An 18115-nucleotide genomic window follows, 5' to 3' on the forward strand; every position below is an offset into this window, starting at 1 on the left:
CCGAAGCGCAGTGAAAATCTGTTAGATTTCCACCGCACTTTTTTAGCGTTCAACTCCATTTATTTCTCTAAAATACCATTCTTGCATTTCTGAATAATCTCATCCACGCACCGTCTTCTGTCCAGTTTTCTGGGTGCCAAGAGTTACTCACAGCACGGAACACGCGTTCAGGGTGTGGCATCATAATAGCAACTCGCCCATCCAGATTTGTAATTGCAGTAATGCCCTCCACAGAGCCATTCGGATTGGCAGGATATAGTTCGGTAGGGTTACCGTTATTGTCGATGTATTGTGCGGCAATGATGCCTTGTGCTTTTAAGCCTACAAGCTGTTCAGCTGATTTAAACTTAACTTGCCCTTCCCCGTGGGAAACCGCAATGGGCATATGTGAGCCAGCCATTCCTGCAAACCAAGCTGAAGCCACTTCATTAATTTTCACTAAACTCACACGCGCTTCAAAGCATTCAGATTTGTTGCGTACAAAACGTGGCCAGTTTTCTGTACCAGGGATAATTTCCGCCAAGTTAGAGACCATTTGACAGCCATTACATACACCTAAGGTCAGTGTGTTTGGATTGATAAAAAACTGGCTGAATTGCTCGTGTAATTTCGGGTTAAATAAGATGGATTTTGCCCAACCACCCCCTGCGCCAAGCACATCCCCGTAAGAGAAACCGCCACAAGCAACCATTGCATTGAATTCAGCTAAATTGCGACGGCCAGTCATTAAATCAGACATATGCACGTCAATTGCATTAAAGCCTGCACGATCAAATGCTGCTGCCATTTCATAATGGCTATTTACACCTTGTTCACGCAAAATTGCAATGGTTGGTTTTACACCTTTATTGATAAATGGTGCAGTAATATCTTCGTTCACATCGTAAGTCAAAAATGCGGATAAACCTTTGTCGTCAGGGTTTTTCTTAGCTTCAAACTCTTGCTCAGCACAATCTGGATTATCGCGTAAGCGTTGCATTTGGTAAGTTAATTCCGCCCAAATACTACGTAATTCAGTGCGTTTTTCGCTGAATAATTTATGGCTGCCGCGGTTGATCTCAAAGCGATCATCAGCAGTTACCGTACCAAGTTGATGGGTAATACCAAGCAAATTGTGAGCTTTCAACACCTCACGTACGCTTTCTAATTGGCTGTCGGCAACTTGGATAACCGCCCCCAATTCTTCGTTAAATAATACCGCTAAATCATTTTTGCCTAAGGCGGAAATATCAACTTCTACCCCACAATGCCCTGCAAACGCCATTTCTGCAAGGGTTGTGATTAAACCACCGTCCGAACGGTCGTGATAGGCAAGTAATTTTCTTTCTGCGACTAAAATTTGCATTGCGTTGTAGAAATCTTTTAAGCGTTGAACCTTTACCACATCGGCAGGCTTGTCGCCTAACTGTTTGTACACTTGAGCAAGTGCGGTCGCACCTAATCGATTATTGCCTTCGCCTAAATCAATTAGCAATAAACTCGATAAACCTTTGTCGATACGAAGTTGTGGCGTAAGCGTTTTACGTACATCTTCTACACGAGCAAAAGCGGAAATTACTAATGAAAGTGGAGCGGTCACTGATTTTTGTTCGCCATTATCGATCCAAGTGGTTTTCATCGACATTGAATCTTTACCCACAGGAATAGTTAAGCCTAACGCAGGACAAAGTTCTTCGCCCACAGCTTTTACTGCTTCATAAAGTCCTGCATCTTCGCCTGTGTGACCTGCTGCACTCATCCAGTTAGCAGAAAGTTTAATACGTTTCATCTCGCCAATATGAGTGCCTGCAATGTTAGTAATCGCCTCCGCCACCGCTAAACGTGCCGAAGCCGCGAAATCTAGCAAGGCAACTGGAGATCGTTCGCCCATTGCCATTGCTTCGCCGTGATAGCTATCCAATGAAGCGGTAGTAACAGCCACATCAGACACGGGGATTTGCCAAGGACCAACCATTTGATCCCGTGCCACCATACCTGTTACAGAACGGTCGCCAATAGTAATTAAGAAAGTTTTTTCTGCAACAACAGGTAAACGTAATACACGGTGGAATGCTTCTTTTAATTGAATATTTTCCGTTGTAATCGGTTGATTTTCCACCGTTTTTGAGGAAACCTCACGTGTCATTTTCGGCGTTTTGCCTAATAACACATTCATTGGTAAATCAATTGGATTATTGTCGAAATGACTATCGTGCAAGATTAAATGTTCTGCTTGTGTTGCTTCGCCAATCACTGCAAAAGGGGCTCGTTCACGCTCACAAAGTGCGGTAAATAATTCGAGTTTTTCTGGCGCAACCGCTAATACATAACGTTCTTGCGATTCGTTACACCAAATTTCCAATGGCGACATACCTTTTTCATCACAAAGAATAGAACGCAGATCAAATTTTCCTCCACGCTTGCCATCGTGCACCAATTCAGGCATTGCATTAGATAAACCACCCGCCCCCACATCGTGAATAAACAGGATTGGATTTTCTTCCCCTAATTGCCAACAGCGGTCAATAACTTCTTGGCAACGGCGTTCCATTTCTGGATTTTCACGTTGAACAGAAGCAAAATCTAAATCTTCTTTTGATTTTCCACTATTCATCGAAGAAGCAGCGCCACCGCCCAAACCGATATTCATCGCTGCCCCACCCAGCACAATCAATTTAGCACCAACTGGAATTTCGCCTTTTTGAACCTGTTCGCCACGAATATTACCGATTCCGCCCGCCAACATAATCGGCTTGTGATAACCACGCACTTCTTTACCAGCAAAACTGTTTACTGTTTCTTCATAAGTACGGAAATACCCCAATAATGCTGGACGACCAAATTCATTATTAAATGCCGCACTGCCTAAAGGCGCATCTATCATAATTTCTAAGGCTGAAGCAATGCGATTTGGTTTAGACAATGGATTTTCCCAAGGTTGTTCAAAGTTTGGAATAGCGAGGTTAGACACCGAGAAACCTGTTAAACCCGCTTTGGGTTTTGCTCCACGCCCCGTTGCCCCTTCATCACGAATTTCTCCGCCCGAACCTGTTGCCGCACCGGGAAATGGCGAAATGGCTGTGGGATGGTTATGAGTTTCTACTTTCATTAAAATGTGCACATCTTCTTGATGAACACGATATTGTCCATCTGGATCAGGGAACCAACGCCCGACTTTCGAACCTTCCATTACTGCAGCATTATCTTTATAAGCAGAAAGCACAAAATCAGGCGTTTGCTCAAAGGTATTTTTAATCATTTTAAACAGCGATTTATCCTGTTTTTTGCCATCAATAATCCAATCGGCATTAAAAATTTTATGGCGACAATGTTCCGAATTTGCTTGTGCAAACATATAAAGTTCGATGTCGTGTGGATTGCGGTTTAACGCCGTGAAGTTTTCGACTAGATAGTCCATCTCATCATCTGCCAACGCCAAGCCCAAGGCAATATTCGCCTGTTCTAATGCTTGACCACCACCATTTAAAATATCAATGGTGGTTAATGCTTTAGGTTCTTGTTGAGTGAAAAGCAAGGCTGCTTCTGTTTCGTGATTTAACACGGTTTCTAACATACGGTCGTGTAATAAATCTTTCAGCGTAGCCAATTCTGCTTCGGTTAAATCACGTTCAATATTGAAATAATAGACTATGCCACGTTCAATACGATTTACCTTCAATAAACCACAATTGTGAGCAATGTCTGTCGCTTTTGAAGACCAAGAGGAAATTGTCCCCACTCGTGGAGTCACAATTAAACAATATTCTGTGGGCTTGAGTTCAGAAAACATTGATCCATAATGCAACAATGCTTGTAATTTAACAATTTCATCTTCTACAAGCGATGTTTTTTGTTCAACAAAATGCAAATACTCTGCATAAATTGACGTAATAGGTAATTGATATTGCTGACATTTTTGTTGAAGTTGAGTTAAACGAAATTCAGAAAGCGCAGGCGAGCCACGAAAGGTTTTGACAGTCATATTGCAGTTCCGTATAAAAGAAAAGTAAAAAACGGACGCATTATAACGAACAAAGCAAACGTTTGCATTCAAAATAAAACAATAAGATTTATGTTCAAACATACTTCCTATTTTTCCAAAAATACTATCCCCAACCATCTCAACACGGAAAACTTTGCTTATCACACAAAATATAAACTCTTCAAAAAGGAAATTCATAAATACATTATATAAATGACGCTAAAAAATAGAGCTTTCACTATTACCAAACTTACACAATGCATTTCCAATATTCAGCAATCCTCACTTTACGTCTCATTGACACACTCTAATCTTTCATCATTTAATAGTTTCTCTTTTTATATAACACTTTTTATTTCTTCCTTTTTGCTCTTGGGTGTGTTTGATCATACACTTCCGCTAAATGTTGAAAATTTAAGTGGGTATAAATTTGTGTGGTGGAAAGGTTGCTATGACCAAGCAATTCTTGTACCGCACGCAAATCAGAACTGGCTTCCAACATATGCGTCGCAAAGGAATGACGCAGTTTGTGCGGATTAAGATGGCTATTTAATCCTTGGCGAATGCCCCAAGTTTCCAAACGTTTTTGAATGGCTCGATGAGAAATGCGATTTCCAAGCTGGCTAACAAATAACGCCTCATCTTTTGGATTAAATAACGACCGCACTTTTAACCATTCCTGAATGGCATGCGAAGCATAACGCCCAAACGGCACAACACGCTCTTTGTTACCTTTCCCAATAACACGAACTTCCCTCACACGGGTATTAATGCTGTTTAAATCTAAGCCTTGTAATTCAGATAAACGTAAACCTGAACTATACATTAATTCCAAAATAGCACGATCACGAATATCAATCGGTTCTTTACTATCGTTGGCAAGCAACTGTTGAACTTGCTCGCCATCCATATTTTTCGGTAAATGCTTGCCTTGTTTCGGTGCAGAAATGCCTGTGGAGGGATTTACTTTCAATTCGCCTTGTTGCACTAAAAAACTGAGAAACCGACGCAATGCAGATAAACGTAAAGCCAAGCTTTTTTCTTTTAGGCCTTGTTTTTTACTTTCCGCCAAAATAAAGCGCACCACGCTGGGTGTCACTTGTGCCCAAGCATGAATGTTTTGTTGTGCTAAGATTTTGATGATGGCATCAAGTTGATGTTGATAATTGGTGAGCGTGTGAGGACTCATTTGGCGTTCAATCCGCAAATAATCCCAATAACGATTTAACGCAGTTAGCATTACAGACTCAATTCAAATAAACGTTCTTTTGGGTTCAATTTAAACCCTTCCGATTCCAACATTGAATATTGATTTTGCGCTAATTCTGCTACTAAACGATTGGATTGCGTGAAATGCACAAAATCTTTTGCTTTAGAAATCAACGCCGCATAAATTTCTGTTTGTTGAGGATGTTCTAACACAAAAATATCGGTAATTTGCCAATAGCGTTGTAATTGTAAAGAAGAAAGGCGAGGGAAAAGCTGCACAAAGCCAATAGCCTTTTCATTTTTATCCACCGCAATAAAAAACAGGCTTTCATTAAAACGCATACGATTAGTTAAAAAAGCCAAGGTGCGTTCTGGATTCTCTGCTTGTCCATAGGCTTGGCGATAGGCTTCAAAAATAGGAAGAAGCACGTCAATATTCCATTGTTCAGCTTTGAAAAGTTTCATAATTGGTTATTTTTTATTGGTTCCATACAGGTAATTGTAGCTTTTTAGCACAAGATAATCATCTTTCTATGAGAATTTTTTTTATTTTATGATCTTCTGCAAAGAATCGTGGCGAAATTTTGGTATAGTAAGCAAGTTAATTTTATCAACTATGGAGAAACAAAAATGGCACGTCGTCCTTTAGTTATGGGTAACTGGAAATTAAACGGTTCCAAAGCGTTCACCAAAGAATTAATCGAGGGATTAAAAGCAGAATTACATGATGTAACAGGTTGTGATGTAGCAATTGCCCCCCCCGTTATGTATTTAGGTACGGCTGAAGTAGCACTTTCTGGTTGTGGTTGCAGCTGTGGCGGTAAAAGTGTGGTTCAATTAGGCGCACAAAACGTTGATGTGAACGTAAAAGGTGCATTTACTGGCGATATTTCAACTGAAATGTTAAAAGATTTCGGGGCAAAATATATCATTATTGGACACTCTGAACGCCGCACTTATCATAAAGAAAGCGACGAATTTATCGCGAAAAAATTTGCCGCACTTAAAGAAGCAGGTTTAGTGCCAGTATTATGTATCGGCGAATCGGAAGCAGAAAATGAAGCAGGCAAAACAGAAGAAGTGTGCGCACGTCAAATTGATGCAGTGATCAACGCATTAGGTGTAGAAGCATTCAATGGTGCAGTGATCGCATACGAACCAATCTGGGCGATCGGTACTGGTAAATCAGCGACCCCAGCACAGGCGCAAGCGGTTCACGCATTTATCCGTGGTCACATCGCTGCCAAATCTCAAGCCGTGGCAGAGCAAGTGATTATCCAATACGGTGGTTCTGTAAATGATGCAAATGCCGCTGAATTATTTACTCAGCCAGACATCGACGGTGCATTAGTGGGTGGCGCATCATTAAAAGCTCCTGCATTTGCAGTAATTGTAAAAGCAGCGGCAGCAGCAAAAAACTAATTTTCAGTTAATTAGAATAACAACAAAAGTGCGGTGAATTTTTACCGCACTTTTTTATATCTTATATGTTTTTGATGAAATGGGTTAGTAAGCGGTATCAATCGGCAATTCTGCTCTGCACCATCCATCAAATCCGCCAATCATACTAAATACATTTTCATAGCCTTGTTCCACGAGAAAAGTCGCTACATTGCGACTACTCACGCCGTGATAACAACTCACAATAATAGGCGAGTCAAAATCTGCTAGTTCTTCAAATTGCAAAAAACTTTGGTTGGTTAAATGAAAAGCACCTTTAGGATGTGAATAAGCAAAGCGCATATTATCTCGAATATCGACTAATATCGCGCCTTGTTGCATCATTTCCCAAGCTTTCTGTGGGATTATTTCTTTAAATGACATTTATAAACTTCTTTTTGCGTGTTGTTTGTACACGCCATCAATCATAACAAGAATCATCGCGATGACTAAACAAATAAAAAGTGGGTAGCTTTCGCTATCAATTTGTTCTCCGATCAAAAATGATACGCATAGCATCATAATAGTTTCAACATAACCAAGCAGACCGAGTAAATTCATAGGAAGCATATTACTGGCTATTACATAGGCAATTAACGCAGTACCGCTGATTAATCCTAGTAATACAAGCAGCCCCCAAATATTAGGATTACTTTGTTCGACCACTGAGAAATCTGTTTGCATCGCAAAATAAATACTGACAGGAATAAGGCTTAACATTTCTAAACAAAAGGAAGCAAGATCGGTATTTTTTAACGCTTTTCGGATAGAAAAATACGCGGTGTAACCTAAACAGATAACAATGGCTTCCCAAGAAAGACCGCCTTTTAACACAATATTAGAAATTACGCCTAATGTTGCAATGATAACTGCAATAAATTTGAATGTTGAAATGCGTTCTTTAAAAAACACGCGACCTGCTGCCACCATTACAATTGGTAAAAGTAGATAACCAGAAGATACACTTAATGAACTGCCATTATTCGGTGCCCAAAGAAAAAGCCACATTTGAAAACCCATTAATAATCCGCAAAGTAAATACGACAATGCTAAGTACGGTCGTTTTTGAATGCGTTTTAAACGTTCAATTAAAGCCGCTTTTTGTTTAAATAATGTGACGGACAACAGGACAAAAGGAAAAGTAAATATCATCCGATAACCGAAAATATCTGTACCACTCAAAGGTTTGAGTAACGTAGAAAAATAATACATATAGCCAAATAGAAAAGAGGCTAATAATGAAACGAGAATACCTTTAAACATAAGAAATCCTTATTTTAAACCATTATTTATTCTATTCTAACATCGCCCAAAATGCACGGACTAGGGGCTGTTCGAGATTTCTTTTTTGGGTGCAAATACCTAATTCAAAAGGCTCAATAGGCTTATCAAGATTAAGTTTGGAAATTTGGTTATTCATTGGGCTGCTGTCAATTACTGCATCAGGTAACATTGCTAATCCAAATCCTAATCCCACCATCGGCACAATTCCTTCGTGCCCCGCAACAGTTGCATAAATTTTCGGATGTTTTATTTGTTTCTCTCGTAGCCATTGTTCAATCCGCTGCCGAGCGTGTCCTTCAACAGGGAAAATAAAAGGCATTTGCTGCCAATCAATAGGTTTTTCTTGCAGTAATTGTGTCGCCAAACAAGCCACCCGTGGGGCAATTAGGGACAAACTAATATCATCTATTTTATGAAACACTACACTAGAGGGCAGATTATTTGGTTTCCCCGCAAGCGCGAGATCGACTTGTTGTGCTTGAATTAATTCTAGTGCTAACGCTGGATCGCCCGTAGTCAGTTGAATTTCCACTTTAGGATAACGCTGGCGAAACTGTTTAAGTACGTGCGGAAGATGGCTATAAGATGCGGTTACAGAACAAAAAAGTTTAATTTCACCGCAAAGTTCATCGGATTCATCTTTCAGTTGTTGTTTAAATTGTTGCCAGTTTTGCCATTCTGTTTTAGCAAATTGCAAAAATTTCTCGCCATATTCAGTAAGTTTGACTTGACGATTATCACGAATAAAAAGTGTCTTCCCTAACTCGTCTTCCAATCGTTGAATTTGACGGGAAAGCGTAGAGGGAGACATGTGGTTTTGGGTGGCAGTTTTGGCGAAGTTTTTTGTATCACTGAGGTGGATGAATATTTGTAGGTCGGTAAATTCCATAATTTCTTCTTTTATTTTATTTAATTTCGGGTTTCGCCGATGGCGACCTACTTTTTCTTTGCTCATGCAAAGCAAAAGTAGGCAAAAAGAAAACACGCCCTGCTTTGCCTTATTTCCTGAGCCCCATATAAATCGCCTTTGCGACTTTCAATTTTCAGGCAATTTGCGTCTGTTTGAGCGTAGCGAGTTCAGCAAATTGCCGTTAAGAAAATTGAAACAAAGCAAAGAGCTGCGATTTAATTGAGGCGTGTTTTCTTTACCTACTTTCTTTTACACGAGTAAAAGAAAGTAGGTCGCTCATCGAGCGAAATACGATGCTAATTCACAAAAAAACAAAATAATTGCACAAATCGCAATATTACATTCCCATAATATCACTTTACGCAATCATAAAAAATCCTATAATCAACCCACAACAAAAAAATATGCAAACACAACATCATACAATTATCAACCTTATACAATTAAGGACAACAAAATGGCTAACTATTTCAACACATTAAATTTACGTCAAAAATTAGACCAATTAGGTCGTTGTCGTTTTATGGATCGCGAAGAATTTGCAGATGAAGCAAACTTCTTAAAAGGCAAAAAAATCGTTATCGTGGGCTGTGGTGCGCAAGGTTTAAACCAAGGTTTGAATATGCGTGATTCTGGCTTAGATATTAGCTATGCCTTACGCCCTGAAGCGATTGCAGAAAAACGTGCATCGTTCCAACGCGCAACCGAAAATGGTTTTAAAGTGGGTACTTATGAAGAATTAATTCCAACTGCAGATTTAGTCGTAAACTTAACACCAGACAAACAACACTCTAAAGTAGTTGCTGATGTGATGCCTTTAATGAAAAAAGACTCTGCATTTGGTTATTCACACGGTTTCAACATTGTTGAAGTTGGCGAAGAAATCCGTAAAGATATTACGGTTGTGATGGTTGCGCCAAAATGTCCAGGTACTGAAGTGCGTGAAGAATACAAACGTGGTTTCGGTGTGCCAACATTAATCGCGGTTCACCCTGAAAATGACCCGAAAGGCGAAGGCATGGCGATCGCAAAAGCATGGGCTGCTGCAACTGGCGGTCATAAAGCAGGTGTTTTAGAATCTTCATTCGTGGCAGAAGTAAAATCTGACTTAATGGGTGAGCAAACTATCCTTTGCGGTATGTTACAAGCAGGTTCTATCGTATGTTATGACAAATTAGTGGCAGACGGTAAAGATCCAGCATACGCAGGTAAATTAATCCAATACGGTTGGGAAACCATTACCGAGGCATTAAAACAAGGCGGTATCACATTAATGATGGATCGCTTGTCAAACAGTGCAAAATTACGTGCATTTGAACTAGCTGAACAAATCAAAGAAAGCCTTGGTTTTTTATATTACAAACACATGGATGACATCATTAGCGGTCACTTCTCTGCAACAATGATGGCTGACTGGGCAAATGGCGACAAAGATTTATTCGCATGGCGTGAAGCAACAGGTAAAACAGCCTTTGAAAATGCACCAAAATATGATGGCAAAATTAGCGAACAAGAATATTTTGATAACGGCGTATTAATGATCGCAATGGTTAAAGCTGGCGTAGAATTAGCTTTTGAAGCAATGGTTGCAAGCGGTATTTATGAAGAATCAGCTTACTACGAATCACTTCACGAATTACCATTAATTGCAAATACTATTGCTCGTAAACGCTTATACGAAATGAACGTGGTAATTTCTGATACCGCAGAATATGGTAACTACTTATTCTCTAACGTAGCGACCCCAATTCTTGCAAAAGAAATTATCCCTAACCTTCAAAAAGGCGATTTGGGCGAGCCAACTCCAGCAGTGGAAGTCGATAACATTACCTTACGTGATGTAAACGATGCAATTCGCAACCACCCTGTTGAATTAATCGGTCAAGAATTACGTGGTTATATGACAGATATGAAACGTATCGCAGTTGCAGGTTAATGTTAAATTGAACTGAATTAAAAACCGACTTTGTCAATATAAAGTCGGTTTTTTCATAGATAAAATTAATCATAAAAATGCACGTTAATTACAACGTGCATTTTTCTTATTTAAGCATCCATCGACATACAAAGTAAAGTTAATGGATGAATACAGGTCACGTTAGATGACATATCAATTTGCCATTTACAGGTTTGACATTCAGATATAACGTAATCAAATCCACCCTCGTTAATATTATCGAATAGATTTTTACCAATAGATTGTGAAATTTCATAGTTTTCTGATTTAAAACCGTAAGTCCCCGCAATACCACAGCATTGGCTAGGTAACATAATGATTTCTAAACCCGGAATTTTTTTCAACACTTCCAAAGTATAAGGTGCCCAACCCGCCTTATCTACGTGACAAGCGGTGTGATAAGCCACTCGAAGTTTAAGTGGTTTTAACGGTAATGTTTTACCTTCTTTGAAAAGCTGATATAAAAATGGGGTTACCATATGGATATGCGGACGGACTTTGGCGTTGTCGATACCTAAAATATGATGGTATTCGTCGCGTAAATTAAGAGAGCAACTTGATGCCTCACTAATCACATCTATTCCATTTTCATCTACCATTTTTCCAATATAATCGGTATTAAATTGTGCAATGTTACGAGCGCGATTAGGAAAACCGTTTACCATTAATGGTAAACCACAGCATTTTTCTTTTTCTAATAACATTACCCCAATGTTCATTGCATTGAACACTTTAAGAAATTCTTTGCCAAGCTGTGGATTATTATAATTAACATAACAACCGTGGAAATATGCTACTTTTCGCTCAAATTTTTGTTGGTCTTGTAACGCATTTTTCATATACCAGCTACGGAACGTACCAAACGCATATTTAGGTAAAGTACGTTCTTTACTGATTTTAAGCGTTTTTTCCAACATAAATTTGGTGGCTTTCAGACCCGTAATGGTGTTTACAATCGGCGCTAATGGCGTATTGATTTTTCCCATGACATCTGTGTTACTTAAAATCGCATCACGCAATTTATTCATTAACGGTTTTTTAGACTGCGCTAAGTGATTATTACGCGCACGTACAATTAAATCGCCAATTTTCACATCAGACGGACACGCCACTTCACAACGTTTACAGTTGGTGCAATATTTAAGTGCTTCATCATAAAGTTCTGCTGATTTTAAGCGTAAACGCTCGCCATCAGGCCCTGATTGTTTTGGACCAGGATAAAGCGGATTGTTGCGTGAAACCGGACAAACAGCAGTACAAGCCGTACATTTAATACAGCTTTCAAAACTTTCGTCGATATATTTATGGCTTTCAGGCGAATTAAGGGATTGTTTTGCACTATCAATGAGTCGTTGAATATTATTATCCATATTATTCCCCCTTATTTCGCTAAGATTTCATCTGCCACTGCCAAGGCAGTTACAACAGCCACACCCGAACCACAACCAAGTCCAAGGGCATTAAAACCACCAATCACATTACCGACGGCATATAAATTCGTTAAAAATTGACCGCACTTTTGCACTTGGCATTGAGCATTAATTGCTACGCCTGCTGATTGATAAGGTTGTGGATGCGCAAAGCGATGAACAGTCCAAGTGAAACGATCTTTCTGGTTAAAACCTTCAACACCGATAATATCGGATTCAAAAACAGGTTCATAAATCTTATCAAATTCGGAAATAAGCCCTTTGCTGAAGAAACTTCCTGAAGCCAATACAAAATTATCTGCAGTGATTTCTTCATCTTCGAGTAAACGAGTATTGATACAACGTACTTTATTTCCTTCAAATGTTGCATTCAATGCACTGTCGCCATTAATCATTAAACCACCAAGGGATTCAAATTTATGACGTAATTGAATACGTTGGCGCATACCGAGCAATGATGGGGGCAACGTTGGTAATTCAAATAATGCAAGTTTAGTTGCATCACGAAGTGCGGTCATAAATTCTTGGTTTTCTAAACCAAAGCAAGCAGGTAAAAATACCGCTTCTGCACCTTGCGATGATTCTATGATTTCTTTCACTAAATCTTTAAAAGCGAGTTTGTGTTCTAGAAGTTGAGAGATATTCACACTACGGAATTCTCGGGCATTTTTACGAAGCTCGTCTAATTGTGGAATATTCAAGAAACCACTTGTTACTTCACAATGCTCAAATTGTGGATTTAACACCAAATTTGCCGCTAAAAGTTGTGGCTGAAAATCGTGATAACCTTCAATACCAAGCACTGCAATACGTTTATGCGGAAAAGGTTCATTGCCTTGCACAGTTGGCACGCTATTTGGCGAAAGCCACGCACCGCGTAAACTACCTAAGCCTGTTACACGCCAGTGATTTTTTTCCGTAGAACCAATTAAATCAAGATTTAATTCATTGGCTAAACGTTCAAAATCTTGTGCTTTAGCAAGCACTTTCTCTGCACCCAATAAACTATAAGGATGAGCAGGTAATTCATTGCGAAGTGCGGTAATATTTTCTTTTAAATTTTCTACCGTGCGATTTTCCCCATATGTCGTTGATGGCATACGGCTTAATAAATCTAAAGAGCCAGATGCAAAATCAATGGCTGCTTGACCGTTGTTGATAATCACGCAACGTTTACCGCGTTGTTGAAGGGCGATGCCACAGGTTAAACCCGCCAAACCACCGCCAATAATGGCTACATCAAAATTCATTGCTATCCGTCCCTTGTTGTGTTTGTTCATCAAGCGGTTTCACATCATTTAAACCTAATACACTACCATACATCCAAGAGGTAAATTCGGCTTCGCGAATAGCTTCCCCCCAAGCAATCGGTTCAATACCACGCCAGCGTTCTTCCATAAAGGCGGAAAGTTGAGTAGTTGATTGACGTGGTGTTGCCACTTCAAAACGGTTCATTAAGCCTGCAGCACGACAAGCACAGAGTTCAGCTTGACAAGTTCCCATTCCAACTCGGGAGCGACGACGTAAATCGACGAGATTATTTACATCCAGTTCATCAACAGCGTAACGAACTTCCCCCGCTGTCACCGCTTCGCATTCGCAAACCATTGAACGATCTAAACGTTCTTTTTCAAGCAAACGAGTAGCACGTGAACCATGACGATACACAGCAGAATAACGAATAGTACTTGGTAATGAAATAACTTTTTGATTGGTCTCTTGGCGGCTTTCAGTAGAGCCTGGCAAAGGTTGCTCCGCTGTTACACAACGAGCCGTTTTATTGAGTTTTTTACAAACAAGGTCAGTTGCCAATTCAGCCATTAAACGATAAGTCATTAACTTACCGCCAGTGATAGTAATAAAGCCATCTAAGCCATCACGTTCTGCGTGGTCAAGTAGCACAATACCACGGCTCACATTACGACCTGATGGATCATCATCACTCGCAACTAATGGTCGCACCCCAGCATAAGCACGTAATACGCGAGTATGACGCAAACTAGGCGCAAGTTTTTCTCCTTCACGGAAAAGAATATCCACTTCCTCTGGCGTTACTTCCATATTATCAATTTGATCATAAGGAATGCGGCTAGATGTTGTTCCTATAACACAAATTGTATCGCCAGGTACGAGAATATCCGCATCAGCAGGTTTACGGCAGCGGTTAATCACAAGTTTATTAATGCGATGGCCCATTACGAGCAATGCGCCTTTTGCAGGGAACATTTTAATTTTGAGATCGGCATATTCCGCAATCCCTTGTCCCCAAATACCACTAGCATTTACAACAAGCGGTGCAAAAAATTGGCGTTCTCTGCGATTTTTATGATCGTACACATTTACGCCAATCACTTTTCCACCTTCACGAATCAAATTTTTTACTTCGCAATAAGTGAACATTTTTGCGCCGTTTTCTGTGGCGTCCATCATATTAGAGGCGGTTAAACGGAATGGGTCAATAGAACCATCTGGCACAACAACAGCGCCCACTAAATCAGGGTTTACTGAAGGTTCCATAATTTTAGCTAGTTCAGGATCAATGGCTTGCGCATCAATTCCAGATTTTGCACAGCTCTCAAGGAAGGTTTTTTGATAGTCGAGGGAATCTTCAGGCAAAGTGATAAATAAGCCTTCTGTTTCATCTACGCAATGACGCGCAATTTTACGCAAAATGCGGTTTTCTTTAATACATTCTTCAGCAGATTCTTGGTCGTTCACGGCATAACGCGCACCACTGTGTAATAATCCGTGGTTACGTCCTGTGGCGCCTGTCGCAATATCTCGACGTTCCAATAAAATACAATCAATGCCACGAAGTGCGCAATCGCGCGCAATACCTGCTCCTGTTGCGCCACCACCGATAATGATCACATCAGTGCTAAGTGACGAAAGATCTCCAACATCTTTATAGATACTAGGCGATAATCCCATTGTTTACCCCCGATTCCCAAAATGTAATAAAAAATAATATAAAAAGTGTAATCATTGTAGAGAAGTGCGGCAAAATTAACAACATTTTGAGCGTAAAAGAAAACTATTTTGTGATATTGATCACAATAATTTTCGCATTCGCTCAAGCGGTGTAAAAATTTTGTGAAACACTTCAAATTTTTGATTTTTTTTACTTTCTTATTTTTTATTTTCTTTTATGATTCGCAAATCCCTTACTGTTTCAAAAGGGTAAATTTAGATGACACATAATTAAAAAGTTGGAGAAAAAATTATGTTTGGACCATTCAAACCCGCTCCGCATATTGCGGAACTTCCAGCGGAAAAAATTGATTCCACGTATAAACGCTTACGTTGGCAAGTGTTTGCAGGGATCTTCTTCGGTTATGCTGCATATTATTTTGTGCGTGCAAACTTTGACTTAGCACAACCAGGTTTAATTCAAGCTGGCTTGTACTCAAAAGCGGAACTAGGTGTTATCGGCTCAGCGGCTGGTCTTGCTTACGGTTTATCAAAATTCGTTATGGCAAGTATGTCTGACCGTTCTAACCCTCGTGTATTCTTACCATTTGGTTTATTGCTCTCTGGTTTATGTATGACCTTAATGGGTCTATTCCCATGGGCAACCTCTGGCATCGCTATCATGTGGGCGATGATCTTCTTAAATGGTTGGTTCCAAGGTATGGGTTGGCCTCCATGTGGTCGTACTATGGTGCATTGGTGGTCTAAATCTGAACGCGGTACTATCGTGTCAATTTGGAATACGGCGCACAATATCGGTGGTATGGTGCCGGGTGCGATGGTGCTATTAGCAAGTGCAATTTTCTTCAGCACTCACGGTATTGAAGCACAAGCAAAAGACATCTGGCAACAATCTTTATACTACCCTGGTATTGCAGCAATGATCTGTGCAATTCCTGTGTACTTCGTGATGCGTGATACTCCACAATCTTGTGGTTTACCATCAATCGAAAAATGGCGTAATGACTACCCAGATGACTATAACGAAAAAACTTACGAAAACGATTTAACTGCAAAAGAAATCTTCGTAACTTATGTATTAAAAAACAAATTGTTATGGTATATCGCGATTGCTAACGTGTTCGTCTATTTAATCCGCTACGGTGTATTAAAATGGTCTCCGGTTTACTTAAGTGAAGTAAAACACTTCAACATCAAAGGTACCGCATGGGCATACACAATCTATGAATTAGCAGCGGTTCCAGGTACGTTATTATGTGGTTGGGTATCAGATAAAGTATTCAAAGGTAAACGTGGTTTAACTGGTTTCATCTTCATGATCTTAACCACTGCAGCAGTTGTTGCATACTGGATGAATCCTGCGACACCAGAAGCTGAATTAGCGAACTACAGCACATGGTATCAAAACCCATACCAATTAACTGACTTCGTATTAATGACTTTAATCGGTTTCTTAATCTATGGTCCTGTAATGTTAATCGGTTTACATGCGCTTGAGTTAGCACCGAAAAAAGCAGCAGGTACTGCAGCAGGTTTCACCGGTTTATTCGGTTACTTAGGTGGTACAGTTTCTGCATCAGCAGTTATCGGTTGGGCTGCTCAACATTATGGATGGGACGGTGGTTTCTACGTAATGATCGGCGGTGGCGTATTAGCGGTGTTATTACTCTTAATCGTAATGGTTGAAGAAGGAAAACACAAAGCGAAATTAGGCGATACTTACGGTACTAAATAATTAGCTTAAAAAAGGCGGTGGGCAAATGCTTAGTCGCCTTTTTTGTAACTAAAATCTAAAAACTCCATAAAAATTTACCGCACTCTCAAGGAGAAAATACTTATGAAACTTAAAACTTTAGCCCTTTCTTTATTAGCAACCGGCGTACTTGCAGGTTGTAGCAGCCATTCATCAAGCATGGCAAATACCCAAATGAAATCTGACAAAATCATCATTGCTCATCGTGGTGCTAGCGGTTATTTACCAGAGCATACGTTAGAATCTAAAGCACTTGCGTTTGCACAGCACGCTGATTACTTAGAGCAAGATTTAGCAATGACTAAGGATGGTCGTTTAGTGGTTATTCACGATCACTTTTTAGATGGCTTGACTGATGTTGCGAAAAAATTCCCACATCGTCACCGTAAAGATGGTCGTTACTATGTCATCGACTTTACCTTAAAAGAAATTCAAAGTTTAGAAATGACAGAAAACTTTGAAACCAAAGATGGCAAACAGACACAAGTTTATCCTAATCGTTTCCCCCTTTGGCAATCCCATTTCCGTATTCACACCTTTGAAGATGAAATTGAATTTATTCAAGGTTTAGAAAAATCGACGGGCAAAAAAGTAGGGATTTATCCAGAAATCAAAGCACCTTGGTTCCACCATCAAAATGGCAAAGATATTGCTGCTGAAACGCTCAAAGTGTTAAAAAAATATGGCTATGATAAGAAAACCGATATGGTTTACTTACAAACTTTCGATTTTAATGAATTAAAACGTATCAAAACGGAATTACTTCCACAAATGGGTATGGATTTGAAATTAGTTCAATTAATTGCTTATACAGATTGGAAAGAAACACAAGAAAAAGATTCAAAGGGTTATTGGGTAAACTATAATTACGATTGGATGTTTAAACCTGGTGCAATGGCAGAAGTGGTTAAATATGCCGATGGTGTTGGCCCAGGTTGGTATATGTTAGTTAATAAAGAAGAATCCAAACCTGATAATATTGTGTACACTCCGTTGGTAAAAGAACTTGCACAATATAATGTGGAAGTGCATCCTTACACCGTGCGTAAAGATGCACTACCTGCGTTTTTCACAGACGTAAATCAAATGTATGATGCCTTATTGAATAAATCAGGGGCAACAGGTGTATTTACTGATTTCCCAGATACTGGCGTGGAATTCTTAAAAGGAATAAAATAATTTCTATTATAACCGTAGGTAAACATACCCACGGTTAACTAGGTTTCTATATCGTAGAAAC

General features: G+C 39.7%; 13 protein-coding genes. 4 read left to right on the forward strand and 9 right to left on the reverse strand.

Going from position 1 to position 18115, the window contains the following annotated elements; all coding sequences use genetic code 11:
• Window positions 1-67 precede the first annotated feature (67 nt).
• From purL to DQN24_RS01065, 3 genes are all read right to left on the reverse strand, one after another.
• Window positions 68-3961: a phosphoribosylformylglycinamidine synthase gene (purL, locus tag DQN24_RS01055; protein WP_111695257.1), complete on the reverse strand. Its 3894-nt coding sequence runs from the start codon at window positions 3959-3961 to the stop codon at window positions 68-70.
• Between the two features lie 352 nt (window positions 3962-4313).
• Entirely contained in the window at window positions 4314-5201 is an 888-nt protein-coding gene (gene xerC, locus DQN24_RS01060; protein WP_111695258.1) for a tyrosine recombinase XerC, read from the reverse strand.
• Window positions 5201-5635, reverse strand: a complete 435-nt coding sequence (locus DQN24_RS01065; RefSeq protein WP_050848504.1) for a GNAT family N-acetyltransferase — start codon at window positions 5633-5635, stop codon at window positions 5201-5203. The genes xerC and DQN24_RS01065 overlap by 1 nt, the downstream gene beginning before the upstream one ends.
• A gap of 165 nt (window positions 5636-5800) precedes the next feature.
• On the opposite strand from DQN24_RS01065, the gene tpiA reads away from it, so the two are divergent.
• Window positions 5801-6592, forward strand: coding sequence for a triose-phosphate isomerase (gene tpiA / locus DQN24_RS01070; protein WP_105876785.1), 792 nt, complete (start codon window positions 5801-5803; stop codon window positions 6590-6592).
• Between the two features lie 84 nt (window positions 6593-6676).
• On the opposite strand, the gene glpE is transcribed toward tpiA, so the two are convergent.
• Genes glpE through ilvY form a run of 3 tightly spaced genes read right to left on the reverse strand, consistent with a single transcriptional unit; the run spans window position 6677 to window position 8783 of the window.
• Entirely contained in the window at window positions 6677-6994 is a 318-nt protein-coding gene (gene glpE / locus DQN24_RS01075) for a thiosulfate sulfurtransferase GlpE (RefSeq protein ID WP_021034662.1), read from the reverse strand.
• Window positions 6995-7873 (reverse strand): EamA family transporter RarD, encoded by an 879-nt coding sequence (gene rarD / locus DQN24_RS01080; RefSeq protein ID WP_111695259.1) that lies wholly within the window; start codon window positions 7871-7873, stop codon window positions 6995-6997. It abuts the gene before it with no gap.
• 31 nt (window positions 7874-7904) lie between these two features.
• The gene (gene ilvY / locus DQN24_RS01085; protein WP_111695260.1) at window positions 7905-8783 is read right to left on the reverse strand and encodes an HTH-type transcriptional activator IlvY; all 879 of its coding nucleotides are present in this window, start codon (window positions 8781-8783) and stop codon (window positions 7905-7907) included.
• 478 nt (window positions 8784-9261) lie between these two features.
• Here ilvY and ilvC point away from each other — a divergent pair, with 478 nt between their 5' ends.
• Entirely contained in the window at window positions 9262-10740 is a 1479-nt protein-coding gene (ilvC, locus tag DQN24_RS01090) for a ketol-acid reductoisomerase (RefSeq protein WP_005671921.1), read from the forward strand.
• Window positions 10741-10850: 110 nt separating this feature from the next.
• On the opposite strand, the gene glpC is transcribed toward ilvC, so the two are convergent.
• From glpC to glpA, 3 genes are read right to left on the reverse strand one after another with little or no spacing between them, the layout of a single operon-like run.
• Window positions 10851-12131 carry an anaerobic glycerol-3-phosphate dehydrogenase subunit GlpC gene (gene glpC, locus DQN24_RS01095; RefSeq protein ID WP_021034657.1) on the reverse strand — a complete coding sequence of 427 codons (1281 nt, stop codon included), beginning with the start codon at window positions 12129-12131 and terminating at the stop codon, window positions 10851-10853.
• An 11-nt stretch (window positions 12132-12142) separates the two neighbouring features.
• Window positions 12143-13441 carry a glycerol-3-phosphate dehydrogenase subunit GlpB gene (gene glpB / locus DQN24_RS01100; protein ID WP_111695261.1) on the reverse strand — a complete coding sequence of 433 codons (1299 nt, stop codon included), beginning with the start codon at window positions 13439-13441 and terminating at the stop codon, window positions 12143-12145.
• Window positions 13431-15122, reverse strand: coding sequence for an anaerobic glycerol-3-phosphate dehydrogenase subunit A (gene glpA, locus DQN24_RS01105; protein ID WP_111695262.1), 1692 nt, complete (start codon window positions 15120-15122; stop codon window positions 13431-13433). The genes glpB and glpA overlap by 11 nt, the downstream gene beginning before the upstream one ends.
• 292 nt (window positions 15123-15414) lie before the next feature.
• Between glpA and glpT the strand changes: the two genes are divergently transcribed.
• Together glpT and glpQ are read left to right on the forward strand one after the other, a co-directional pair.
• Entirely contained in the window at window positions 15415-16857 is a 1443-nt protein-coding gene (glpT, locus tag DQN24_RS01110; RefSeq protein ID WP_111695263.1) for a glycerol-3-phosphate transporter, read from the forward strand.
• Window positions 16858-16959: 102 nt separating this feature from the next.
• Window positions 16960-18054 (forward strand): glycerophosphodiester phosphodiesterase, encoded by a 1095-nt coding sequence (glpQ, locus tag DQN24_RS01115; protein ID WP_110430672.1) that lies wholly within the window; start codon window positions 16960-16962, stop codon window positions 18052-18054.
• Window positions 18055-18115 lie beyond the last annotated feature (61 nt).

The organism is Haemophilus influenzae, assembly GCF_900475755.1.
GTDB classification, from domain to species: Bacteria; Pseudomonadota; Gammaproteobacteria; order Enterobacterales; family Pasteurellaceae; genus Haemophilus; species Haemophilus influenzae_D.

What these genes read in the sequence shown, in the direction of transcription:
- purL (WP_111695257.1), bottom strand. Translation starts at nt 3,961, where the DNA reads ATGACTGTCAAAACCTTTCGTGGCTCGCCTGCGCTTTCTGAATTTCGT.
- xerC (WP_111695258.1), bottom strand. Translation starts at nt 5,201, where the DNA reads ATGCTAACTGCGTTAAATCGTTATTGGGATTATTTGCGGATTGAACGC.
- DQN24_RS01065 (WP_050848504.1), bottom strand. Translation starts at nt 5,635, where the DNA reads ATGAAACTTTTCAAAGCTGAACAATGGAATATTGACGTGCTTCTTCCT.
- tpiA (WP_105876785.1), top strand. Translation starts at nt 5,801, where the DNA reads ATGGCACGTCGTCCTTTAGTTATGGGTAACTGGAAATTAAACGGTTCC.
- glpE (WP_021034662.1), bottom strand. Translation starts at nt 6,994, where the DNA reads ATGTCATTTAAAGAAATAATCCCACAGAAAGCTTGGGAAATGATGCAA.
- rarD (WP_111695259.1), bottom strand. Translation starts at nt 7,873, where the DNA reads ATGTTTAAAGGTATTCTCGTTTCATTATTAGCCTCTTTTCTATTTGGC.
- ilvY (WP_111695260.1), bottom strand. Translation starts at nt 8,783, where the DNA reads ATGGAATTTACCGACCTACAAATATTCATCCACCTCAGTGATACAAAA.
- ilvC (WP_005671921.1), top strand. Translation starts at nt 9,262, where the DNA reads ATGGCTAACTATTTCAACACATTAAATTTACGTCAAAAATTAGACCAA.
- glpC (WP_021034657.1), bottom strand. Translation starts at nt 12,131, where the DNA reads ATGGATAATAATATTCAACGACTCATTGATAGTGCAAAACAATCCCTT.
- glpB (WP_111695261.1), bottom strand. Translation starts at nt 13,441, where the DNA reads ATGAATTTTGATGTAGCCATTATTGGCGGTGGTTTGGCGGGTTTAACC.
- glpA (WP_111695262.1), bottom strand. Translation starts at nt 15,122, where the DNA reads ATGGGATTATCGCCTAGTATCTATAAAGATGTTGGAGATCTTTCGTCA.
- glpT (WP_111695263.1), top strand. Translation starts at nt 15,415, where the DNA reads ATGTTTGGACCATTCAAACCCGCTCCGCATATTGCGGAACTTCCAGCG.
- glpQ (WP_110430672.1), top strand. Translation starts at nt 16,960, where the DNA reads ATGAAACTTAAAACTTTAGCCCTTTCTTTATTAGCAACCGGCGTACTT.